General features: G+C 72.2%; 20 protein-coding genes. 8 read left to right on the top strand and 12 right to left on the bottom strand.

Going from position 1 to position 23131, the window contains the following annotated elements; translation table 11 throughout:
• Nucleotides 1-300: 300 nt before the first annotated feature.
• On the bottom strand, nucleotides 301-999 hold the full coding sequence (locus LN042_RS26490) for a hypothetical protein (protein WP_230053895.1): 699 nt from the start codon (nucleotides 997-999) through the stop codon (nucleotides 301-303).
• Nucleotides 1000-1108: 109 nt separating this feature from the next.
• On the opposite strand from LN042_RS26490, the gene LN042_RS26485 reads away from it, so the two are divergent.
• The 5 genes from LN042_RS26485 to LN042_RS37395 all read left to right on the top strand — a co-directional run bounded on the left by LN042_RS26485 (nucleotide 1109) and on the right by LN042_RS37395 (nucleotide 6170).
• The gene (locus LN042_RS26485; RefSeq protein WP_230053894.1) at nucleotides 1109-1543 is read left to right on the top strand and encodes an Hsp20/alpha crystallin family protein; all 435 of its coding nucleotides are present in this window, start codon (nucleotides 1109-1111) and stop codon (nucleotides 1541-1543) included.
• A gap of 433 nt (nucleotides 1544-1976) precedes the next feature.
• Nucleotides 1977-2501 (top strand): PadR family transcriptional regulator, encoded by a 525-nt coding sequence (locus tag LN042_RS26480; protein WP_230053893.1) that lies wholly within the window; start codon nucleotides 1977-1979, stop codon nucleotides 2499-2501.
• Nucleotides 2501-3235, top strand: coding sequence for an ABC transporter ATP-binding protein (locus LN042_RS26475; protein WP_230053892.1), 735 nt, complete (start codon nucleotides 2501-2503; stop codon nucleotides 3233-3235). The genes LN042_RS26480 and LN042_RS26475 overlap by 1 nt, the downstream gene beginning before the upstream one ends.
• Nucleotides 3229-5568: an FtsX-like permease family protein gene (locus LN042_RS26470; RefSeq protein WP_230053891.1), complete on the top strand. Its 2340-nt coding sequence runs from the start codon at nucleotides 3229-3231 to the stop codon at nucleotides 5566-5568. The genes LN042_RS26475 and LN042_RS26470 overlap by 7 nt, the downstream gene beginning before the upstream one ends.
• Nucleotides 5569-5831: 263 nt before the next feature.
• Nucleotides 5832-6170, top strand: coding sequence for a cupin domain-containing protein (locus LN042_RS37395; protein ID WP_283843917.1), 339 nt, complete (start codon nucleotides 5832-5834; stop codon nucleotides 6168-6170).
• A 12-nt stretch (nucleotides 6171-6182) separates the two neighbouring features.
• Here the strand turns inward: LN042_RS37395 and LN042_RS26460 are convergent, their stop codons facing one another.
• The 11 genes from LN042_RS26460 to LN042_RS26410 form a co-directional block, all read right to left on the bottom strand.
• A complete protein-coding gene (locus LN042_RS26460) occupies nucleotides 6183-7025 on the bottom strand; it encodes a hypothetical protein (protein WP_230053890.1) in 843 nt (280 codons plus the stop codon).
• Between the two features lie 116 nt (nucleotides 7026-7141).
• Entirely contained in the window at nucleotides 7142-8479 is a 1338-nt protein-coding gene (locus tag LN042_RS26455; RefSeq protein ID WP_230053889.1) for an MFS transporter, read from the bottom strand.
• 118 nt (nucleotides 8480-8597) lie between these two features.
• Nucleotides 8598-10109 (bottom strand): aminopeptidase P family protein, encoded by a 1512-nt coding sequence (locus LN042_RS26450; protein WP_230053888.1) that lies wholly within the window; start codon nucleotides 10107-10109, stop codon nucleotides 8598-8600.
• Between the two features lie 49 nt (nucleotides 10110-10158).
• Entirely contained in the window at nucleotides 10159-10719 is a 561-nt protein-coding gene (locus LN042_RS26445) for a MaoC family dehydratase (RefSeq protein ID WP_230053887.1), read from the bottom strand.
• Between the two features lie 93 nt (nucleotides 10720-10812).
• Nucleotides 10813-12171 carry a hypothetical protein gene (locus tag LN042_RS26440; protein WP_230053886.1) on the bottom strand — a complete coding sequence of 453 codons (1359 nt, stop codon included), beginning with the start codon at nucleotides 12169-12171 and terminating at the stop codon, nucleotides 10813-10815.
• Nucleotides 12158-13186 carry an ornithine cyclodeaminase family protein gene (locus LN042_RS26435; RefSeq protein ID WP_230053885.1) on the bottom strand — a complete coding sequence of 343 codons (1029 nt, stop codon included), beginning with the start codon at nucleotides 13184-13186 and terminating at the stop codon, nucleotides 12158-12160. Before LN042_RS26435 ends, LN042_RS26440 begins: the two co-directional genes overlap by 14 nt.
• Nucleotides 13183-14070 carry an HpcH/HpaI aldolase/citrate lyase family protein gene (locus LN042_RS26430; RefSeq protein ID WP_230053884.1) on the bottom strand — a complete coding sequence of 296 codons (888 nt, stop codon included), beginning with the start codon at nucleotides 14068-14070 and terminating at the stop codon, nucleotides 13183-13185. The genes LN042_RS26435 and LN042_RS26430 overlap by 4 nt, the downstream gene beginning before the upstream one ends.
• A complete protein-coding gene (locus tag LN042_RS26425; RefSeq protein WP_230053883.1) occupies nucleotides 14067-15320 on the bottom strand; it encodes an 8-amino-7-oxononanoate synthase family protein in 1254 nt (417 codons plus the stop codon). Before LN042_RS26425 ends, LN042_RS26430 begins: the two co-directional genes overlap by 4 nt.
• Complete coding sequence (locus LN042_RS26420) at nucleotides 15320-16186, bottom strand: cupin-like domain-containing protein (protein WP_230053882.1); 867 nt, start codon at nucleotides 16184-16186, stop codon at nucleotides 15320-15322. The genes LN042_RS26425 and LN042_RS26420 overlap by 1 nt, the downstream gene beginning before the upstream one ends.
• 29 nt (nucleotides 16187-16215) lie before the next feature.
• Nucleotides 16216-17259 (bottom strand): 4-hydroxy-2-oxovalerate aldolase, encoded by a 1044-nt coding sequence (dmpG, locus tag LN042_RS26415; protein ID WP_230053881.1) that lies wholly within the window; start codon nucleotides 17257-17259, stop codon nucleotides 16216-16218.
• Nucleotides 17256-18185, bottom strand: coding sequence for an acetaldehyde dehydrogenase (acetylating) (locus tag LN042_RS26410; protein ID WP_230053880.1), 930 nt, complete (start codon nucleotides 18183-18185; stop codon nucleotides 17256-17258). The genes dmpG and LN042_RS26410 overlap by 4 nt, the downstream gene beginning before the upstream one ends.
• A 741-nt stretch (nucleotides 18186-18926) precedes the next feature.
• On the opposite strand from LN042_RS26410, the gene LN042_RS26405 reads away from it, so the two are divergent.
• The 3 genes from LN042_RS26405 (at nucleotide 18927) to LN042_RS26395 (ending at nucleotide 23123) form a co-directional block, all read left to right on the top strand.
• Complete coding sequence (locus LN042_RS26405; protein WP_230053879.1) at nucleotides 18927-20207, top strand: MFS transporter; 1281 nt, start codon at nucleotides 18927-18929, stop codon at nucleotides 20205-20207.
• Nucleotides 20208-20306: 99 nt separating this feature from the next.
• A complete protein-coding gene (locus LN042_RS26400) occupies nucleotides 20307-21698 on the top strand; it encodes a hypothetical protein (protein WP_230053878.1) in 1392 nt (463 codons plus the stop codon).
• Between the two features lie 318 nt (nucleotides 21699-22016).
• Nucleotides 22017-23123 (top strand): PP2C family protein-serine/threonine phosphatase, encoded by a 1107-nt coding sequence (locus tag LN042_RS26395; RefSeq protein WP_230053877.1) that lies wholly within the window; start codon nucleotides 22017-22019, stop codon nucleotides 23121-23123.
• The last annotated feature ends 8 nt before the right edge of the window (nucleotides 23124-23131 follow it).

Below are 23131 nucleotides of genomic sequence, written 5' to 3'. Positions count from 1 at the left end.
CGGCGGCGGCGCTCGCCTCCCGGCCCACGACCGGACGTGCGAGGCGGGAGGGGCCGGTACTCGCGGCCGGTCACCCCGGCGCCGGCGCGAAGGCGCAGACCTCCGGCAGTCCGCGCCGGCGAGTGCGGCCGGGGCGGCTTCGGGGGAGACGAGGGGCGAGGGGGAGGAGGGTTTCCCTGGTCTGGGCGTGCATGCGGGCCCGGACCAGGGCGGGCTGGTCCCAGGACCAGGGCGGGCCGGTCCTGGACGTGGGCGGGCCGGTCGGGGATGTCGCGCCGGCGGTCCTGCTCGGGGTCGGTGTCAGGCGCGCCGTCGGTTGCTGTCGTTGCGGAGTTGGTCGGTGCGGCGGGTGAGGTCGTCCAAGCGGGCGGCCAGGGCGGGGTGGTCGGCGCCGAGGTGGGGGCGCATGCCGGCCAGGGGTGCGATGAGGTCGGCGGCGTCGGCTGCGGCCAGCGCGGTGTGCACGGCGTTCTGGGCCGGGCGGGCCCCGGGCGCCAGGCCCGTGAGCGCGCACAGCTGGGCGGCGACGACGCGCAGGTCGGCGGCGTTGGCGCGGGCCCAGGCGGTGACGGCGCGCTCGGCCGCACGGCGGTCGCGCACGGCCTTGACCCGTTCGGCGCCGGTGGGTGCCGACTCGGTTTGGGGCGTGCTGCGGGTGGGCCGCAGGCGCAGGTAGCGGTTCTCGGCGGCCTGGCGGCTGGCGACGCCCATGGGCTGGGCGAGGTCGGCCCAGGTGGCGCCGGCGGCTCGGGCGCTCTCCACCAGGCCTGCCTCCCAACCGGCGAGTTCGGCGCGGACCTCGCGCAACAGCATCAGGGCGGCCAGGGCCGACTCGCGTCCGGGCACTGACTCGGGGCCCGTCGTCCGGCCGGGCGCCGGGGTGCGGGCTGTGCGCACGACGTCGTCTATGGCGGCCAGGGCCGCGGCGGCGGCGAGGAAGGGGACCGGCTCGGAGGGCACGGTCGGGCTGTTCGGCGGCTGGGCGGGTGTCTCAGGCATCGATGTCACTCTCTAGGCGACGGGGCAAGTTGTCATCGGATGGATGACATGTTAGAACGGATTCAGACGAAGCGCACTGGCACCCGTCAAGTACTGGAGGTGTTTCGCGATGCTGATGCGCACTGACCCGTTCCGCGAGCTGGACCGGCTCACCCAGCAGTTCCTCGGTGCGACCGGCACCTGGTCGCGCCCGGCCCCGATGCCGCTGGACGCCTACCGGACCGGGAACGAGTACGTGATCTGCTTCGACCTGCCCGGCGTGGACCCGCAGGCGATCGACATCGACGTCGAGCGGAACATGCTGACCGTCAAGGCCGAGCGCCGCCCGCGCCACGAGGGCGAGGACGTGAAGTGGGAGATGGTCGAGCGCCCGCTGGGGGTCTTCTCCCGCCAGATCATGCTCTCCGACACCCTCGACCCGGAGGGCATCAGCGCCGACTACGACGCCGGCGTGCTGACCCTGAAGATCCCGGTCGCCGAGAAGGCCAAGCCCCGCAAGATCGCGATCAGCCACAGCGGCGACCGCAAGCAGATCCGCGCCTGAGCGCCCCAGTCGTTCCGCGCCGCCTCGTCCACCCCCGGGGGCGGCGCGGAACACACTTTCAAGCCGGCCTCGCGCCCCACGGCCGCCACCCCATCGCAGTCGCTCCGCGGCCATCGCCCCATGACTCGGCCTCCGCCGCCCGCTTTCCGGCTGCCCGGGCTTTGCGGCTGCGCTGGCCGGCGAGGTGCCGCTCCGATGATCGGGCCACCACTAACGCAGTCAACTGCATTGCTGTCATGACTCATTGAGGCCGCGTTAGTAGGATCGCACGGTTGCCGTGGGAATCCCCCTATGCCGGTCGTCTCCTGGAGTGCGAAGCCGTTCCGGGACGACCAGCCCAAAGGCTGGGCAAGCCCACACGTTTGATGTCCTGTCACGGAGCCTGCGCCCATGTATACACACGAGGTATACATGGTGTGTATAGTCCCTTGGCATGTCACTGGGTCACACCATCCTGGGGCTGCTGGAGTCCCAACCGCGCCACGGCTACGACCTCAAACGGGCCTACGACGAGCGCTTCGGCCACACCCGCGCCCTGCACTACGGGCAGGTCTACGCGACCCTGTCACGGTTGCTGAAGAACGGCCTGGTCGAGGTCGACGGCACCGAGCCGGGCGACGGCCCCGAACGCAAGCGCTACGTCATCACCGACGCCGGGATCACCGATGTCACGCAGTGGCTCGCCACGCCGGAGAGCCCGCAGAGCCACGTGCAGAGCACCCTCTACACCAAGGTCGTACTCGCCCTGCTCACCGGCCGCCCGGCCGCGGAGGTGCTGGAGGCCCAGCGTGCCGAACACCTCCAGTACATGCGCGAACTGACCCGGCGCAAGCTCTCCGGCGACCTCGCCGACCAACTGCTGTGCGACCACGCGCTCTTCCACCTCGAGGCCGACCTGCGCTGGCTGGCGTTGACCGCGCAGCGCCTCGACGAACTCGCCCGGAAGGTGCGCGCCTGATGCCCGTCTCCCCGATCGAACCCGCCACCGCCGCCCACCCGGCCGCCGCGCCCGACCCGCAGGCGATCCTCACGGCCACCGGGCTGCGCAAGACCTTCGGTCCCACCCCCGCGCTGGACGGCGCCGAACTCGCCGTCAGCCCCGGCGAGTTGGTCGCCGTGATGGGCGCCTCCGGCTCCGGCAAGTCCACCCTGCTGCACTGCCTGGCCGGGCTGACCAGGCCCGACGAGGGAGCCGTGCACTACCGTGGCCAGGACCTCGCGGAGCTGTCCGACGCGGCGCGCAGCGCGCTGCGCCGCTCCGACTTCGGCTTCGTGTTCCAGTTCGGCCAGTTGGTCCCCGAACTCAGCTGCCTGGCCAACGTCGCACTGCCGCTGCGGCTGAACGGGCTGCGCCGAAAGGCCGCCGAGGAGCGGGCCGAGCAGTGGCTGGCACAGCTCGACGTGGCGCAGCTGGCGGCCAAGCGGCCCGGCGAGATATCCGGCGGCCAGGGCCAGCGGGTGGCGATCGCCCGCGCCCTGGCCACCGAGCCCGCCGTGCTCTTCGCCGACGAGCCGACCGGCGCGCTGGACTCCCTGCACGGCGAACGGGTGATGGCGCTGCTCACCGCGGCCGCCCGGGAGAGCGGCGCCGCGGTGGTGCTGGTCACCCACGAGATGCGGGTGGCGGCGTACGCGGACCGCGAGGTGGTCCTGCGCGACGGGCGCACCGAGCAGTCGGGAGCGGCATGGTGAGCGGGCGTCGGTTCTTCGTCCGCTGGGCGGGCGATCTCGCGCTGGGCCTGCGGCTGTCCGTCACCGGCGGCCGGGAGAGCCGGCTGCGCACCGTGCTGATCGCCTTCGGCGTCGGCTGCGGGGTGGCGACACTGCTGCTCGCCTCCGCCTTCCCGGCCGTGCGGCACCACCGGGACGACCGGCTGCACCTGCAGAACGGCGCGCTGTTCGACGTCGAACCCATCGACCGCTCGGCACACAGCCTGCTGATGGTCGACATCAGCACCGACTTCCACAGCCGGCACGTGGTCGGCCGGGCCGTCCGGCCCGAGGGGCCGCAGGCGCCGCTGCCGCCGGGCCTGAGCACCTTCCCGGCTCCCGGCACGATGGCCGTCTCACCCGCGCTGGCCGCGCTGCTGCACACCCCGGGCGCGGACCTGCTGCGCGAGCGGTTGAACCATCCGATCAGCGGGACGATCGGCCAGGCGGGCCTGGTCGGGCCCGGCGACTACGCCTTCTACCTGGGCAGCGACCAGCTGACCACCCAGACCGGCGCGACGCGGATCGACCACTTCGGGGGCGAGCTGCCCACCAAGCCGCTCGACCCGCTGCTGGTGCTGCTGACCGTGGCGGGCTTGGTCATCCTGCTGACCCCGGTGGGTGTCTTCGTCGCCGCGGCGGTGCGCTTCGGCGGCGAGGCCCGTGACCGGCGGCTGGCCGCGCTGCGGCTGGCCGGCGCCGACCGGGCGGCCACCGCGCGGATCGCGGCCGGCGAGTCGCTGGCCGGCGCGCTGCTCGGCCTGGGCGTGGGAACGGTGTTCTTCCTGATCGGCCGCCGACTGATCGAGCGGGTGACCGTGCAGGGCCTGAGCGTCTACTCCGCCGACGTGCGGCCGCAGCCGGCGCTGGCCGCCCTGGCACTGGCCGCCGTCCCCGTGCTCGCCGTCCTGGTCACCGTGCTGACGATGCGTCGGGTCGCCGCCGAACCGCTCGGCGTGGTGCGCGGCGCCACCACCCGGGCACGCCGGCTCGGGTGGCGGATCGCGCTGCCGCTGGCCGGCGCCGCCCTGCTGGTCAGCCAGCGTGACCGGCTGGCCGAAGTCGGCAGCACCCGCAGCCTGGTGGTGCTCGTGGGCGGCCTGCTCCTGCTCCTGGTCGGCGCCACCCTGCTGCTGCCACCGCTGCTCGACCTGGCCGGGCGCGCGCTCAGCCGGCGCGGCGGCCCCCCGGCCTGGCAGCTGGCGGTGGGGCGGATCCACACCAACCCGGAAAGCGCGGGACGTCCGGTGGCCGGCATCACGGTCACGGTGGCCGGCGCGATCGCCCTGCAAACCCTGCTCGGCGCGATGAACACCTCCTACACCACCATGCCGGCGGCCCCGCGCCCGACCGAACCCGGCGTGATCACCGTCAGCGTCCCGACCGCCGGCGACCGGGCCGCGGTGCTCGCCGACCGGCTGCGGCAGGCTCCGGGCGTGCGGTCCGCGGTCGGCCTCACCGCGCTGCTCGCCAGCGTGGGCGGCCCCGAGCACGGACTGCCGCTCCGGGTGGGTGACTGCGCGGCGCTGCGCACCATCGCCCTGATCCCCGACTGCGCGAACGGTGATGCCTTCGCCGTCGGCGGTGCCGGCACGCCGGTCCCGGCGGCGGGCACCCCGATCAGCATCCTGCAGGTGTCCGGTGGCACCGCCGAATGGCCCGCCCCGACGATCCGCGCCACGGTGACCGCGCAACACGACGACCCCTTGCTGCCCGGCTCGATCGGCGGGGACGGCCGCACCGTCCTGCTGGCCACCCCCGGCGCGCTCCCGCCCGGGCTGCTGCGGCCCGAGTTCGCGGACATCACCCTGCACACCGTGCCGGGCGCCCCGGACGAGCTGGAGCAGATCCGCACCGCGGCCACCCTGCTCGACCCGCGGGCCGGCGTCCACGTGCCCGGATCCCCGCTGACCGACGCCTACTTCACCGGCATCCGGCGCGCCCTGAGCGCCGGCACGGTGGCCGTGCTCACCCTGATCGGCGCGAGCATGCTGGTGACCTTGCTGGAGCAGTTGCGCGACCGCCGCCGCACGCTGGCCGTGCTGGCCGCCTTCGGCACCCGCCGCCGCACCCTGGCGCTGGCCGTGCTGTACCAGAGCGCCGTGCCGATCCTCTTCGGCCTGGCGCTGGCGGTGGCCACCGGGGTCGCCCTGGCGCTGGCGCTGCTGGCCCTGGCCCACCTGCCGGTCTCCCTCGCCTGGCCGCAGATCCTCACCCTGGTCGGCACCGGCGGCGCGGCGCTGCTGGCGATCACCGCCCTGAGCCTGCCCGCCCTGTGGTCCAGCAGCGCCGCCACCAACCTGCGCTACGAGTAGCCGCCCCGGCACGCCCCGGCACGCCCCGGAACGCGGCGGACGCGGCGGACCTGACCCGCGGCGTCCGCCGCCCGCTGCCGCCCACGCCGGCCGGCTCCCGGGCAACCGAGGCCCGGCGGCGCCCGATGGTGCCGGGCCGAACTGATGGAAGGGGCAGCCCGATTGGGCTGAGCGGATTTTACCGAACGGTCGACCAACGCGGGCGTCCAAGCGGATAGCGTGCGGAGCATCCACGAAGACGGGCCCGAGAAGGGGGCATTGCCATGCGCGTGATCGATCTGGCGGCGAGGGCGGCCGAGTTGCCGCAGGTCTGGACGTCCGACCTGGCGGCCCGGGTGGGCTCCGGCGAGATCCGGGTGCTGCGCATGGACGGCGCCGAACTGCCGTGGGAGGTCCACGAGTCGGACGAGGCGCTGGTCGTGCTGGCGGGCCGGTTGAACCTGGAGCTGGCCGATCGGGCGGTACCGGTGACGACCGGCCGGCTGGTGGTGGTGCCGGCGGGCACCGAACACCGGGTGGCGGCGGGCAGTTGGGGCACCCTGGTGCTGGTTCCGGCCCCGGTCGCCGTGGCCCCGGATCCGGGAGCCGGGCCACGGCGGTGACGTCGGTCGTGGTCACTCCCGCCGGTTCACTGGGCCCACGGCGGCGCGATGGTGACCCCGCCGGCGGTCGCCTTCGTGCCGGCGCTGGTCACGGCCGTGAGCCTGGCGGGGTTGCGCGGGCACGGGGCCGCCGGCCGCATCCCCGCCGCCCTCACGCACCAGGTCCTGACTCGACGGCACGGCATCCTCGACGGGCTCGCCGGCCGTCTCCGCGGCCCGCCCGATCCTCTTGCGCATCCAGCCCCAGGCGAACTGCGACTCGTAACAGGTCCACCAGCCGAAGCCGAACGAGAACAGGCCGAGCAGGCCGCCCAGGCCGACGTACTCGGCCAGTGCGTCCGACTTCTCGCTCATCACGTGCAGCGACACCGGATCGACCCGGGCCGTCACCGTCCGGTCGTCCTTGTACTCGTCGTCCGTCTCGTGCCGTTCGGCGATCACCTGGCCATTGACCGTGACGTGCTCGACACAGCTGTAGCTCGGGTCGTCCCCGAAGCTCTCCTGCCGGCAGTCGGTCACCACGGCCCGGGTCACCGGGTACTTGCGCTCGTAGTCGTGCTCTTCGCGCAGTCCCGCCCGGATCAGCACCAGCGACCCGGCTGCCGTGGCGAGCACCAGCAGCCAGCGGGCCAGCGTGGGCCGGAAGTCGCCCCGGCCGACTTTCCGAACACCCAAGGCGGACAGCAGCATGGCCAGCAGTCCGCAGGCCAGCACGGGCAGCCCCACCACCCACAGCGCCGACCGGCGCCCCGGGTCCGGCCACCACGTGACGACCACACCCACCGCCGCCAGGCCCGCCCCCGGCCACCAAGCATCCAGTGCGGCCCTGGACCGCCCCTCCCGATAATGTGTCACGCCGGGATCCTGCCACCGATCGCCGGGTACGAAGCACCATCTGACGATTGGTCAATTGTGCCTTCCTGCCGGAGCCGGTCGCCGGGTCCGGGCGCCGAGCAGGGGCCGAGCGGCGGTCAACCGGTCGTGGGGGCCGGGCTGGGGTCGGCGGGGGCCTTCTCGTGCTCTGCACGGACGGCGGCCGCGTGCGGAGAGGTGCGGTGGTCGTAGCGGAGCAGGCTGGGCAGTGACGCGGTGACGGCGAGCACGGCGACGACGCAGCCCAGGCCGCCGCTCCAGACGGCGGCGCGGACGCCGACCACGCCTGCCATGGTGCCGGCCCGGACCTGGCCGAGCTGCGGGCCGACGGAGTAGCTGAGCAGTTCGACGCCTGCCATCCGGCCGCGGACCTCGTCCGGGATGGACTGGTTCCACATGGTCGAGCGGGCGATCCCGCTGATCTCGTCGGCACCGCCGGCCAGCGCCAGCCCGAGCAGCACCAGCCAGGCGCTGCCGGCCAGGCCCGCCAGCGCCATCGCCGCACCCCAGCCGAGGGCGGCGGCGACCAGCAGACGGCCGTGCCGGTGGACCCGGGATGTCCAGCCGCTGGTCGCCCCGACCAGCAGGGCGCCCGCCGCGGAGGCCGCGTACATCGGGCCGAGTGCCCAGTTGGCGCCCAACTCCGATGCGAGGAAGGGGAAGACGGCCACTGGGTAGGCGAACAGCATCGCGCAGGTGTCGATCGCGTACGTGCCGAGCAGGTCCTTGCGGCTCCACGCGTACCGGACGCCGATGAGGACGGCCCGTACGGACGGCCGCTCGGCGCCGGTCGGCGGCGGCACCGCCCGGATCCGGGCGAGCAGCAGCAGCGAGCCGACGAAGGTGAGCACATCCAGCGCGTACGCGGTCTGCACCCCGGAGAACGCCACGACGACGCCCGCCAGCGCCGGGCCGGCCACCGAAGCGACGTTGCGGTACAGGGAGTTGAGGGCGAACGCGGCGGTCAGCTGGTGGTGCGCCACGATCCGCGGGACGAGCGATTCCAACGCCGGGCGCTGGAGGCCGTCGGCGGCGGCGACCAGCGCGGAGACCAGGTAGACCGGCCAGAGCAGCGGGGTCGGCAGCAGCGCGTTGAGCAGCAGCAGGCAGGCCAGCAGGCCCAGTCCGGCCTCGGAGAACAGCACCAGCCTGCGACGGTCCAGGGCGTCGGCGAGGGCGCCGCCCCAGAGGCCGAAGACGACCAGCGGAACCAGTTCGAAGGCGCCGACCAGGCCGACCGCGAAGGAGGAGCCGGTGATGTCCTTGATCTGCATCGGTACGGCGACGTACGTGAGGAAGCTTCCGAAGCTGGTCACGCAGCCGGACAGCCAGAGCAGCCGGAAGTCGCGCGAGGAGCGCCAGGGCGCCAGGTCGGGGCGCAGCGAGCGCAGGAGCGCGCGCAGTCGCCCGGTATGGGATGGGTCGGAGTCGCTCACGGGCCACCATCCTCGAACGGCCCTTCCGGGCCTCGCAACGGGTTTTCCGTCACCCGGGCGAAGAGCCGATCGAGCCGCGGTGGAACCGCGGCTCGGTCGTGCCTGCGCTGCCCGACGGTCAGCTATCCGCTGCAGGACCTGACACCCGGGCGATCCACTCCTCCACTTCGTGGGAACCGCGCGGCATCGCGGCGGACAGGTTCTCGTAGCCGTCCTCGGTCACCAGCACGTCGTCCTCGATGCGCACCCCGATGCCGCGGAACTCCTCCGGCGCCAGCAGGTCGTCCGCCTTGAAGTACAGGCCCGGCTCGACCGTGAGGACCATGCCCGGCTTCAGCTCGCCGTCCATGTAGTCCTCGCGCAGCAGCAGTTGGCAGTCGTGCACGTCCATGCCCAGGTGGTGCGAGGTCCCGTGGACCATCCAGCGGCGGTGCCAGCCGCCGCGCTCCGGATCGAGGGTCTGCTCGAGCGTGACCCCCTCCGGCAGCAGCCCCCACTCGTGCAGGTGGCGGGCGATGACCTCGTTCGCGGCGGCGTGGATGTCGCTGAACTTGTTGCCGGGCCGCACCGCTTCCATGCCGGCCTGCTGCGCCGCGTGGACCGCGTCGTAGATCTTGCGCTGGACGTCGGTGAAGCGGCCGCTCACCGGCAGGGTGCGGGTGATGTCGGCGGTGAACAGGGAGTCGATCTCGATCCCGGCGTCGACCAGGATCAGGTCACCCTCGCGGACCTCGCCGGTGTTCTTCGTCCAGTGGATGGTGTTCGCATGGTCGCCGGCCGCGCAGATCGACTCGTATCCGATTCCGTTGCCCTCGTGCCGCGCGTACAGGCCGAAGACGCCCTCGACCCATCGCTCACCGCGGCCCTTGCGCACGGCCTCCGGCAGGGTGGCGATGATCGCGTCGAATCCCTTGTGGGTGGCGGCGATCGCCTTGCGCATCTCGCCGATCTCCCACTCGTCCTTGACGATCCGCATCCCGGACAGCTCGCGGGCCAGTTCCTCGTCGGCCTCCTGCTGCTGCTCAGCGGTCAGGGACGTGCCCGCCTGGGTGCGGGTGGTGTCGACGAGCTCGGCGAGCTTGGGGTCGGCCGACCGGACCACGCGCAGCCGGGAAGCGGCGTCGTCCTTCGCCAAGTCATCGGCGAGCGAGTCGATGTGGCGGCCCGTGAGCCCGAGCTCCGACTCGACGTCGGCGATGGTCGGGCGGTAGCCGACCCAGAACTCCCCGTACCGCGAGTCGGCGTAGAACTCCTCGGTGTCCCGCGGGGCCGGCGGGCGGAAGTACAGGACGGCTTCGTGTCCGCCCCCGGCGCGGGGCTCCAGGACGAGGACGCTGTCGGGCTCGGCTTGCGAACCGAGCCCGGACAGGTGGGCGAACGCGGTGTGCGGCCGGAAGGTGTAGTCGGTGTCGTTGCTGCGCACCTTCAGGCCGCCGCCGGGGATGACGAGCCGCTCGCCGGGGAACCGCTGGGACAGGGCCGCCCGTCGGCGCGCCGCGTGATCGGCCACCTCGGCGCGGGGCGCGGGCGGACGGTCGTCGGCCGCCCATCCGGAGGCCATGAACTCGCGGAACTCGGTGCTGACGGGAATGTCGCGGTGGCCGGCCTTGGGCTGATTCTCGCTGGTCATGTCAAACATCCTGTCATATCGAACAATCGTGCAAATCGCTGATGAGAGCTCAAGACCCTGCGGTGGAAGGGGCGTCGAAAACGGCGTCCGCGGCCGCGGATCGTCGGTCATCCGCAGGATCGACCGCCTCGCGGCAGCGCACCATGAACGACCGCTCGAAGACGATGACGACCTCTCCCGTCGACTTGGTGCCCGTCGTCTCCACCGTGATGATCCCCTGCCCCGGTCGGGACCGGGACAGCCGCTTGTCGAGGATCCGGCTCGTCGCGTAGAGGGTGTCGCCGACGAAGACGGGCGCCTTCAGGCGGACCCTGTCCCAGCCCAGGTTGGCCACCGCCCGCGCCGACAGCGCCTGCACGGTCATCCCGCCGACCAGGCACAGGGTGATGCCGCTGTTCACCAGGACCTTCCCGTACTCGGCGCCGGCGCCGTAGTGCTGGTCGAAGTGGAGCGGGTGCTGGTTCATGGTCAGCAGGGTCAGCCAGGTGTTGTCGGCCTCGGAGAGGGTGCGGCCCGGCCAGTGCCGGATCACCATGCCCGGTTCGAAGTCCTCGAAGTCCCCGCCGTGTTCCTCGACGTACTCGTTGGCTTTGACCTGACGCAGCGTCATATCGATTACTCTCCGGTGTGGTTGCTGGAAGGGGGCGGTGCTTGGCGCGGGCGGCGCGCCGGTACGAAGGGCGGAGTGCGAGCGGTGCCGCGGTCAGATCGCCACCATCACGTTGTCGGAGCTGCTCGTCCCCCCTCGGACGCTGACGATCCCGGCGGAACCGTCGCCGAAGAACCGGCAGAACAACCCGGCCGGGCGACCGCCGAACAGCAGGGGGCCCAGCACCGGGGCGACATCGACGTCATGCGGTTCGTCGGAACCGTCGGCGATCAGCGCGACCCTGCAGGTCTGCGGCCGCACGAACTCCTGCACCACGCTGGTGCCGCCGACGGCGGCCTCACCGACGGCGGCCTCCCATCCGGCCTGGTCGACCTCGCGGCCGATGACCACCTGCTTCCCGCTCTCCCCGAGGCCGGCCTTGAGCACCAGCAGGTCCCGGTTCGCCAGCACGAACGGGAGCAGGTCGACCTGCTGACCCCGGCGGTCGGTCCTGCGCTCCGCGAGGATCCGGGTCCACGGCAGGTACCGCTCGACGAGCCTGCGGTCGCCCTCGGTCATCCAGGGCCGCCCCTCCGACAGCAGGCCCATGGTGAGCTTGCTGTGCAGGAACGTCGACGTCTGGGTGCCCACCAGCACGCAGCCGTTGTCCAGCGCGTCCTGGACCGGCGTGGTGTCGAGGCCCACCTCCAGCCAGTCGGGAATGGTGAAGTTCCGCAGTCCGATCGGATGGCGCAGGTGCGGCGCGCAGTCCCAGGCCTGGTGCAGCTCCTCGGGCTCGAAGAAGCGCGCGGTCAGTCCGTGGCTGTTGTAGTAGTCGGTCTCCATCTCGAAGTACCGCCGCTCCACGCCGATCACCCGGGAGCTGCCGACCACGGCCACGCGCGGTGCCAGCGCCAACTCCGCGCTGAGCGAACGGAACATCTCGGCGCGCACGGCGAGCGGGCTCGGCGAACGGTACGGGGTGCGGCCCTCCTCGTCGGCGTGGAGCCTGTTCCACACCGCCAGACGGCTCTGCGTCTCCACCACGCCACCGAGCGCGCCGCTGACGTTGAACTCCAGGAACTGCGGGCCGTTCGGCCCGATGACCAGGTCCGGACGGACCACGCTGTCGGCGTACCGCTCCTCGATGAAGGGGTCGTCCATCCACAGCCGGTCCTCCTCGGCGGGCATGGCGTAGGCCCTCAGCCGGTCGGCGGTGGTGCGCCCGGTCTCCAGGGCGGTGCGGCGCAGCAGCTCGATCAGTGCGGCGCTCACTCGGAAGACCTCGGCGTAGGCCGCGCGCGGGATGGCCATCGGTGCCGCGGGAAGGACCCGCTGGTACGGCCAACCGGTGTCCCGGAGCTCGTGCCGCAGCATCTGCCGGATCGTGCCGGCCGACGCGGCGGGCCTCAGCCGGTGCCCCCCGAACCACGGGTGCCCGCTTCCCGTACCGAGGTCCTCATGCGTGTCCATCCGGCGCTCCCTCCCTTGTTGGCGCAACGACCGACGGGTCGCCCGGTCCCTGCGTGGCCGCCCGATGCTGGTCGAACAGCGCCACCGCGGCGGCGGTGTCCTCGATGGCCATGCCGACCGTGCGCAGGACCGAGGTCCGGCCGGCGACGGCGACCTCGCCGCCCACCAGCCCGCCCAGCTCGTGAAGGTCCTCGGCCTTGATCAGGCCGCCGGCCAGCGCTGCCCGGATCTCACCGGCGCCGTCCAGCGCCGCGGTCCGGTCCTCGACGATGGTCACGGCGTCGGCCAGCAGGGCCGGGTCGAGTTCGACGGCGTCCGGATGGGTGCCACCGATCACGTTCACATGTGCCCCGGATGCCACCCAGCCCGCCTCCACCACGGGTGTGCCGTCACCGGTGGAGGTGGCCGTGCAGATGATCGCCGCATCGGTGACGGCAGCCCTCGCGGTGTCGCAGACCGTCGCGCGGACGGGTCGGGGCGCGGTGTCCCGGACCCAGTGCGCGAGCTCCTCGGCGCCGGCCCGCGTGCGGGAGTGGATCCGGACGGTGCGGATCGGGCGCACCGCCGACACCGCCCTGATCAGGGCACGCGCCTGCGCCCCCGCGCCGATCACCGCCAAGTCGTCGGCGTCGTCGGGAGTGCACCAGCGGGTCGCCAGGGCGGCGACCGCTCCGGTGCGGACGGCGGTGAGCTCGGCGCCGTCCAGCAGGGCGGTGATCCGCCCCGTCTCCAGGTCGGTGAGCGCGACGATCCCGTGGATCAGGGGCAGCCCGCGGGCCGGGTTGTCCGGGGTGAGCGTGGTGACCTTGACGCTGCCCACCCCGCGCTGCTCCCAGACGGCGGGACTGGCCAGGAGGACGCGCCGGTCACCGTGCTCGACGACGGTACGGGCCGGGGACCGGGTCCGGCCGGCGGCCAGGTCCACGAACATCTCGCCGAGCACGTCGATCACGCGGGTCATCGCCAGGGTGCCGGACATGTCGGCGGCCAGGACCATCCGCGGTGCGGCGGTCATGCCGCTCCGCCGTCTCCGCCGGCTCCGGCGTCGCGGCCGAACCGACTCGTCCAGGCGTCCTCGCGCGCGACCGTGTCGCGCGCCAGCCGGGCGAACGGCGGCCCGACCATGTTGCCGTCCAGCACGGCGATCCCGCCGTTGGCCGCGGTCACGGCCTGCGCCACCCGGCGCGCCAGTGCCACTTCGTCGGGCCGGGGGCGCAGGATGCGGTTGATCACGTCGAGTTCGCGCGGGTGCACCGTCGCCTTGCCGTGGAAGCCGAGCGCCCGCACCCGGGTGGTCTCCTCGGCGAGCACCGCGGGTTCGGCGAGCCGGTAGTTGGCCGTGTCGATGCACGCCGTACCGAACCGGGCGCAGGCCATCGCCATCGCCTGGCGGGCCGCCTGCATGGCCTCCCACGTGATGTCGACCCCGAGGGTGGCGGCCAGATCGGCCGAGCCGAACACCAGGCCGTCGGCGGAGCGTGCGATGGAGTCGATGCGGGTGACCGCCTCCACCGTCTCCACCGTCACGTAGACCTCCGGATGCGCGCCCGCCGATGCCAGCATCCGGCGCAGCAGGTCGACCTCCTCCGCCGAGGTCACCATCGTCATCAGGACGATGCCGGGCTTCACCTGACTGTCGGTCAGCATCAGTACGTCGTGCACCGCGGCGAGGCTACCGAGCTCGTTGATGCGCACGGCGACGTTCACCGGCCGCGGCGACTCCTCCAGCGCGGCCCGGCAGACCGTGCGGGCGGCCGGCTTGTCGGCGGGCGGTACGGAGTCCTCGAGATCGATCAGGTGGACGTCCGCGTCGTACGACCAGGCCTTCACCACCCGCTCCAGCGACAGGGCCGGCGTGTACAGGATGCTGCGCGGTACCGCCCTGGCCACGCCGGTCACTCGGCCACCGCCCCGGGCCGCGCGGCCGCCGGACGCGCTCCGGCCTGGATGAGTGCGCGGGCCAGGAGCCTGATCTGCTCCTCGGTCTGACCGGCCCGCAGCATCACGCGCAGTCCGGCGGTGCCGCGGGCGACGATCGGGAAGAACACCGGCGAGGTGTAGAAACCGGCCGCGAAGACCTGCCTGGCGGCGTCGACGACCGTCTCGTCGGTCATCGGCACCAGGCGGATCGGGAAGGTGCTCCCGGCCTGCTCGGTCGAGACCAGTGAGTCGAACAGCGCGATGTTGGCCCGCAGGCGCCCCTGCAGCCGGGTCAGTTCCTCGGTGCGGTGGATCTCGGCCGAGGCGATCGCCGCACCGACCGCGGCGGCGTTCATCTTCTGCGAGTAGCCCAGCGGGCCGGCGAAGCGTTCGATGAGCCGCCGGGTCTCCTGGGAGTAGCCGTCGAGCAGGATCGCCGTGCCGCCGGCGCCGAATCCCTTGGTCAGGGTGGCCACGGTGATGGTCCGCTCGTCCAGCACCGGGGAGTGCGAGCGGACGTAGCCGATGCCGCGCTCGCCGTACGCGGACAGCGAGTGCGAGTCGTCGTAGAAGACCAGGAGGTTGTACTTCTCCTGCAGTTCGGCCAACTCGCGGACGGGCGCGTAGCCGCCGAGGCTGTCCGAGCCGTCGACCACGTAGCAGACGCGTTCGTAGGTGCGGCACATGTCCTCGAGGAAGTCGAGGTCATGGTGACCGCTGGTCACGACCTCGGTCTCGTCGGCGCAACTCGGCTTGGCGTTGGCCATCGAGACGTGGGCGTTCTTGTCGAAGACCATCAACGGCCGGGTGCCGTTGCCGAGGTGCCCCGACGCGATCAGCGGGAGCAGGCCGGTGCTGGCCGCCGCGGTGGAGAGCGCACTGATCACCATCGAGCCGAACAGCTCGCCGAGCGACTCCTCCAGCTCCAGCAGGACGGTCGTCTGGACGCGGGTGCGCGGGATGCAGTGGTCCAGCACGCCGAAGCGGCGCAGTGAGTCGACCGCGCCGTCGATGACCTTGGGGTGGGTGTCCAGGTCCAGGTAGGAGCAGACCGTGAAGTTGACGAACTCGTGCCCGTCGGGCATGTGGAACACGCCGTCCCGCAGGTCGCCCACGATGCCGGCGACCCCGTTCTCGTAGGACGTGTTCCAGAAGGCGTTGCCGATCCCGATGAGCTTGTCGTTGTTGCGGTACAGGTGGGTGGGAGTGATGGACTTGCGCTCGCTCATCAGGAGTTCACCTCGGTGGGTCTGTAGCTGTAGACGCCCTTGAGCCTCCGGTAGGCGTACGTGTACAGCGCGACGCCGAGCACGTGCGGCCTGCGGAGGATCTTCTTGGACTTCAGCCAGAAGTTGACGTTGATGTTCATGTCGTCCAGCGACTCGGCCTGGTGCCACCAGCCGAGCGGCAGGTAGAGCATGTGGCCGGGTTCGAGGACGAAGTCACGGCGTTGCGCGAGCTTGGCCGCCAGCCTCGGGTAGCGCTCCAGGTCGACGTCGTCGAGGTCGACCACCTGCGACTTGTCCCCGAACCCCCGCAGGATCGACCGCGGGTAGTAGTCCCGCACGCCGGGTGGAGCGATGATGAACCGCTTGCGGCCTTCGAGCGCGATGTTGAAGTTCTCGAACTCGTCGAAGTGGCTCTTGGTGAACACGCCCCGGTGGCTGATCCACAGGTTGGCCGCGTACAGCGCGTTGCCGTAGCCGAAGAGCTCCTCGGCGTCGAACCCGATCACGGCGTTCACATCGGCCGGACTGCTGCGTATGTTCGACACCACCCGGTGCCAGGTGTCCGAGCCGGTGAGGTGCCGCTCGTCCGCGAAGAACTCGCGGAGCTTGATGTCCCGCGTCTCCCAGCGTCCCGGGTAGTTCTTGTCGCCCGGTTCGGTGAACAGGGTGACGGTCATCTCGGCCAGGCGCGCCGCCACTTCGTCCCGGCCGAGGCCCTGCACGCTGCTCGGGAGCTCGATCACCGCGGGACGGTCCGCCTTGTACAGTCCCTGGGGACCCACGGCCATGAACTCGTCGAACGACATGCGGGTGACTTCCACACCCGCCGTCCGCGTCGACCCGGGCACGGTTTCCGGTACTGCCATGTCGTCTGTCCTCCTTCTCTGGAGCCGGGTCAGCTGCCGTCGTCAGCCGTCGGCCTGCGGCTGCCCAGCTCCGCCACCACGTCCACGATCAGGTCCTCCTGGCCGGCGATGGCCTGCCGCCGACCGAGTTCGAAGAAGACGTCGCGCGGGTCCACACCGGCGGCCGCGGAGAGCTCGACGACCCGGTGCTTGAAGCCGGAGAACACTCCCGCCAGGCCGCTGACGATGCTCATCGAGGCGGTCACCGGTGGCGCGGGCATGAGTTCGCGTTCGGCGAGCTCGGCGGCGTCGAGCAGGGCGTACAGGTCGATGCCCGTGGCGTACCCGCTCCGCTCCAGCACCGGGACCAGCACTTCGAGCTGGGTGTTGCCGGCTCCGGCGCCGAAGCCGCGGGCGCAGCCGTCGATGATCAGGGCGCCGGCGTCGGCCGCGGCCACCGAGTTGGCCACGGCCATGCCGAGGTTGTCGTGTCCGTGGAAGGCCACCGGGACGGTGCCGACCGCCTCGACGATCGCACCGATCCGCGCGGTGACGTCCGCAGGGAGGAAGTGGCCCGCGGAGTCCATGATCCCCACGCCCTGCGCCCCGTACCCGACGGCCCGGGCGGCTTGCTCGGCCAGCTCGCCGGGGGAGGCCATGTGACTCATCATCAGCAGGCAGTGGGCCTCGGCACCGGCATCCCGCAGGAAGCCCAGGTGGCGCTCGGCCAGTGACGCCTCCGTGGCGTGCACGCCGATCCGGAAGACGTCGACCCCGTGGGCGATCGCCCGCCGGAGGTCGTCGCAGGTGCCCCAGCCGGGCAGCATGAAGACACCCATCCGGCTGTGGCCCAGCGCCTCGCGGACGGTCGACAGCATCTCGTCGTCACTCACCGCGGCCTGCCCGACCTGCAGTGAGGAGGCGCCCAGACCGTTGCCGTGGCCGACTTCCACCACCGGAACCCGCGCGGCGTCCGCCGCTCGCGCGTAACGGCTCAGCGCGGTGAGCCCGAGCTGGTGCCGGACCGCGTGCTGGCCGTCCCGCAACGTCGGGTCGTGGATCACCACGGGCTTCCCGGGGCCGTTGTGCTTCATGAAGTGACTCCCGTCCGGCACGCCCGGTCCGGCCGGGTCGCGTACTGCTCGGCGACCATGACGGCGGCGGAGTTGATGATGTCGAGGTTCCCGGCGTACGGCGGCAGCACGTCGCTGTGCGCCGTGACCTGGAGGGTGATCGTCACCAGGTCGTCGACCGCCGTGCAGGCGATGACCTCGTACCCGGGAGCGAACGACCGCACCTGCTCGGCCGCCCGGTCGACCACCGCGCGCACCGCCACCGGGTCGGCGCCGGCCGTGCGGGCGTGGATGGCCGTCCGGAAGGTCGCCGGTGGCACCGCCGGACTGATGTTGAGGATCGCCTTGACGTCGGTCACGCCGGAGAAGGCCGTCACGGCGTTGCCGGTGGTCGCCACGTACTCGTCGAGGTTCAGCCTGGTCGCGCGGCCGGCGACGTCACTGGCCACGGTGGAGACGACCTCGAAGTACGTCACCGGGAAGTGGGCGGCGAGCGCGTGCACGACCGGGACGGACGCCTGGCCGCCGCAGCTGATCAGATTGACGTTGCGTCCGGTGGCCGGCGAGACCCCGGTCACGGTGGGCGCCACCATCTGCCCGACCTTGCTGGGCGTCAGGTCGATCACCAGTGTCCCGAGCGGTTCGAGCAGTGGCCAGTGGTCCCGGTGGGACGCGGCGCTGGTGGCGTCGAAGACGACGTCGAACGGGCGAGGGGCCGACAGTACGGCCTCGATGCCGCCGGCGGTGGTGGCAAGGCCGAGGCTCTCGGCGTACCGCAGGCCCGCCGACTCCGGATTGCGTCCGGCCACCAGTCGGCAGTCCAACGCCGGCGACCGGTCGATCTTGCTCACCAGGTCCCGGCCGATCGCCCCCGTGCCGATGACGGCGACCGTCACCGGTTCGGCGACCTCGGGACGGGCGCTCCTCAGACCCGCCGCGGGACTCAAGGTCTGCCTCCGGGGGACTCGGGGTGGCAGGTCCGCGGATGACCTAAGGGGCAACGGCGAGTGGTGTCGGTGTCCGGCGCCGCATCCGATGCGTAGGTTCCCATGAACGTTGCCCTCATCCTTCGATGTGCGCGGCTGCTCCGTGGCAACCCTGATTGCAGAGGCTCAGGTGACTCGTCGGGGTGTGCTCGGTTGCCGGACCGTGCGTCGACGCGGTTCGTTCACGCCGCCCCTGGCGCAGCCGACAGCCGGCCGTCACTACCGGCGAACCATCGCGAGGTGGGCATGAGGACGAGGAAGTCGACGTGTGGTCTGGTTCGGAGAACGGAGACGACTCGAAATCGGCCGCCGGTCGTCGCGCCGGATCAATCGGGCGCGAGCACGAACCGCGGGTCAAGAGGCAGTGTACGAAAGCCCGGTTACCGGCATGCCCTCCCATAACATGCACGTTGGCGCCACCGATTCAGCACCCAGCGGCCGCGAACATATCAGAAGACCGCAGGGCACGGGCCTCCTCCGACGCAGGGAATTCGATCTTCTTCGGAGGCGTCCGGCCGGTTCGGTCGATGGGCCCGATCTTTCCCTCGACGCCGCCGCGGACGCCGACTATTGTCGGCATCCGCGTGCTCCTGACCGTCCCGGCCGCGGCGGCCGACGACGGACGGATGGGGCGTCAACTACGGTGCGCCGTCTCGGCGGGGAGAAACCAATGGACCGTCGGCCGGACTGCCGCGCAGGGTCATGAGCACATCGACGATGGAGAAGTCCGGCTCGCAACGGCTGCGCCTGGGCGGTGACTTCTCCCGGCTGTGGTGGTCCGCCGCCGTCTCCTCGCTCGGTGACGGGGCCACGATCGCCGCCAGCCCCCTGCTGGCCTCCCGGCTGACCGACGACCCCCGCCTGATCGGCGCGGCCTCGGTCGCCTTCACCGTGCCGTTCGTCCTGTTCGGCATCCCGGCCGGGCTGCTGGGCGACCGCCTCGACATCCGGAAGATGATGGTGCGCGTCGACATCGTCCGGGCCGGCGTCCTCGCGGTGCTCACCGTCGGGATCCTCGGCGGCTGGGGCGGGTTGCCGCTGCTGTACGGGTGCATGTTCCTGCTCGGTGTCGGTGAGGTCCTCAGCCGCAACGCCGCGCAGGTGCTCGTCCCGTTCATCACTCCCAAGGCCGGGCTCTCCATCGCCAACGCCCGCATCATGGCCGCGCAGGAGGCGGGCACCGGTTTCGTCGGCCCGCTCCTCGGCGCGCTGATGTTCGGTGTGGTGGTGGTCCTTCCCTTCGGCGTGGACGCGACCACCTTCCTGTGCTCGGCCGTCCTGGTCAGCCGCATCCGCCGCACCCGGCCGATCGAGCCCGGACCGGGCAGGGCCGGCGTGATGTCGGAGATGACGGCCGGCGCCAGGTGGCTGTTCTCGCACCACCTGTTGCGCAGTCTCGCCCTGGTGTCCTGCCTCATCAACATCGCCGGGAACGCGATGCTCGCCGTGCTCGTGGTGTACAGCGGGAAGGTGCTCCACCTGGGCCCGTTCGGGTACGGCGTCCTGCTCGCCTGCCAAGCCGCGGGAGCCGTCCTGGCCGCACGGTTCGCCCCCGCCCTGACGGGACCTCTCGGTCGGGAAGGGGCGCTGGTCGCCACCGCCGTCCTGATCACCGCGAGCGAGACGGTGCTGGCCGCCGTGCCCTCGGTGTACGCGGCCGGCGCGGCCCTGATGATCTTCGCGTGCGGAACGGTGACGTGGAACGTCGTCGTGGTCGTCCTGCGGCAGACCATGGTGCCGCAGCACCTGCTCGGACGGGCGAACAGCGTGTACCGGCTCGTCGCCTGGGGCGGACTGCCCGTCGGTGCGGCGGCCGGCGGCTTCGTCGCCGCCGAGGCCGGCACCCGCGCCGTGTTCGGCGCCGGCGCGGTCGTCATGGCGGTCGTCGCGGTGGCGCTCTTCGTGGGCGCGCGCCGCCAGTGGATCACCCGCGCCGAGCAGGGCGCCGAGCAGGCTCCGACACCCACGTATGAAACGAACTGAGCGAACAGCCGGCCGACGCCCGGCACTGCGGTGCGCGTCGGCCCGCCGCGTCCTACTGGCCGTTCGCGGCACCGGTGAACCAGCGAATCAGGACATGCGATGACGACCACGAGCCTGCCGAAGCCCCCCAGATCGCGACTGGGCCACGTGTACGGGGAGCAGTTGGCGCAGCACGCGTCGACGGGCGGCGAGCATCCCACGGCCGCCGCCCGGGAGTCGGCCACCCTCACGCTGGCGTACCGGGACCGGTTCCTGAACGGCCCGGCCTTCCTCGGCGGGGCCGAGCGCCGCACCGTCGTCGAAGACCTCCACGCGGTCTACGGGTTGCTGCGCTCACTGCCGGAGCGGGTGTTCGGTGGAAGCCTCACCGCGCTGGCGGCGGCGGTCGGCATGGACCCCCTGCAATCGGCGCTGATCACGCGGAGTGCCCGGACCGGGACCCTGCTGCCGCTGGGGCGGGCCGATCTCTACCACGACGGTTCGGGGTTCAAGCTCCTCGAGTTCAATCTCACCAGCGCGCTCGGCGGCTTCGAGAACGCCGACATCAACCGGGCGATGCTGGCGTACCCGCCGCTCGAGGAGTTCGTGCGGCGGCACGGGCTCCGCTACCGGGACACGCTGGGCCACATGGTGCGGACCATGCGCGCCGAGTGCGCCGCGAACCTCCCCACCGACCGGGCACCCGTCGTCGCCGTGGTGGACACGGTGGCCAACTTCGCCGTCGTGGGACCCCGGCTGCGGGTGTTCGCCGCGAAGCTGGCCGACCACGGAGCCGAGGGGATCGCCTGCGACCTCGGCGAGCTCACCTACCCCAACGGCCGTCCGACGGTCTCCGGCCGAGCCGTCGACGTCGTCTTCCGGTACTTCCTGCCCGAGGACCTCACCGACCCTGCCTCGGCGGCCCAGCTGGAGCCGCTGCTGGTCGCGGTCGAGCAGGGCAAGGTGGGCCTCTTCAGCAGGCTGGATGCCGAACTGTACGGCAACAAGGGCACCCTGGCGATGCTCTCCGACGAGCAGCACCGGGAGCTGTTCGACCCCGCCGAACTGGCGTGCATCGACCGGCTCCTGCCGTGGACGCGGTACGTGCGCCCGCGCACCACGGACCCCGGCGGCTCCAGGGTCGACACGCTCGCCCATGCCCTGGCCCATCAGCAGGAGCTGATCCTCAAGCCGACCCTGCTGCACGGCGGAAACGGAATCACCGCCGGCTGGCAGGTGACCGCGGCGGAGTGGGAGCACCAGGTCACCTCGGCCATGGACGGTCCGTTCGTGCTCCAGCACCGGGTGCGTCCCGCCGCCGAGCCGTTTCCGGACGGCGTCGGCGGCGTGCAGGACCTCTTCCTCAACTGGGGCCTCTACCTGGGTGCACGGGGCGCCGACGACGACGGGTACGGCGGGGGCTTCGTACGGGCCAGCGCCGATCCGGCCGTCGGGGTGGTCAGCATGGGCAGTGGCGCCGCGGTCGGTTGCGTCTTCCACGGGGATGACTGAAGTCGCGCGCAGCGGGCGCCTACCACCGGATGAACGTCATCTGCCGGACGCCTGCGGGAAGTTACCAGCCCGGTCAGTGGTGAGTCGGTTCCGCCTCCGGCTCCTTGGGGTGGGAGGCGGACCCGCGTTCCAGCCGTGCCGTGGGCCCGGCAGCGCACGAGCCCGAGCACCGGGCAGCGCGCTGACGGCACGCCCCTCGGTGTCGCGCCCCAGGGAAGGCAGGGGTGGTGGCCCGACCGTGGCCGATCCGGCGGGTCGGGCCATGGCCGCGAGGGGTCCCGCTGTGCGGTGGCCAGGGGATCGGCGCACTCTGGAATCGTGCTCACCCGGCGGCTGGCCATCGCCGCTCGGCAGCTGTGGAAGCCGAGCCACGCGCTGCTGGCGTTTCCTCTGGTGCTCATCGTGGCGATCACCGCGGCGGACCTCGTGGTGCCGGCCGACGTCCACCTCGGCCCGCTGCTGGTGATCGCCCCCGCGATCACCGCTTCGTTCGCGGGTCCGAGGCTGACCGGGCTGGTCGGACTGCTGGCCATCGCGGCACAGGCGTTCATCGGCTTGCACTACGGCGTGCTGTTCTCCCGCAACGTGCTGGTGCAGATCCTCGCCCTGGTGGTGCTGTCGACCCTGGTGGTGATCTTCTGCGCGGCGCGCGAGCGGCGCGGTGTGGAGCTGGCCCGGGTCCGCTCGGTGGCCGAGGCCGCCCAGCAGGTGCTGCTGTGGCCGCTGCCGGAGCGGATCGGCTCACTGGAGGTCTCAAGCTTGTACCTGGCGGCCGAAGCCGAGGCCCATGTCGGCGGCGACCTGTACGCGGTGGCCCGTACCGACGGCGCGGTCCGCCTGCTGATCGGCGATGTCCGCGGCAAGGGCCTGGCCGCCATCGGTGAGGCCGCCATGCTGCTGGGGGCCTTCCGGGAGGCGGCGCACCACCACACCACCCTGCCCGACCTCGCCGCCGCCCTCGAACAGAGCACCACACGCTACCTGGCCGACTTCGAACCCGCCGAGGAGGCCGGTGAGCGCTTCACCACCAGCCTGTTCCTCGAAGTCCCGGACCACGAGGCGATCAGCATGATCACCAGCTGCGGACACCCCGCGCCGCTGTTGCTGCACGCGAACGGCACGGTCACCACGCCGTGCCTGCACCCGGCACCGCCGCTGGGAGTCGGCCTGCCGGCCGCGGACGGACACACCGTGGACGTGCTCGCCTTCCGGCCCGGTGACACGCTGCTGCTGTACACCGACGGCGTCATCGAGGCCCGCGACGCCTCCGGCCGCTTCTACCCGCTCCCCGAGCGGGTCGGCCGCTGGGCGGCGTGCAGCCCCGAGGACCTCCTGCAGAAGATCCGGCGCGACCTGCTCACCTACGTCGGGGGACACCTCACGGATGACGCGGCACTCGTGGCGCTCCAGCGAAAGCCCCGGTGAAGCCGCCG

The organism is Kitasatospora humi, assembly GCF_020907985.1.
Classification (GTDB): Bacteria; Actinomycetota; Actinomycetes; order Streptomycetales; family Streptomycetaceae; genus Kitasatospora; species Kitasatospora humi.
This window is presented reverse-complemented; position numbering and strand designations above follow the sequence as displayed.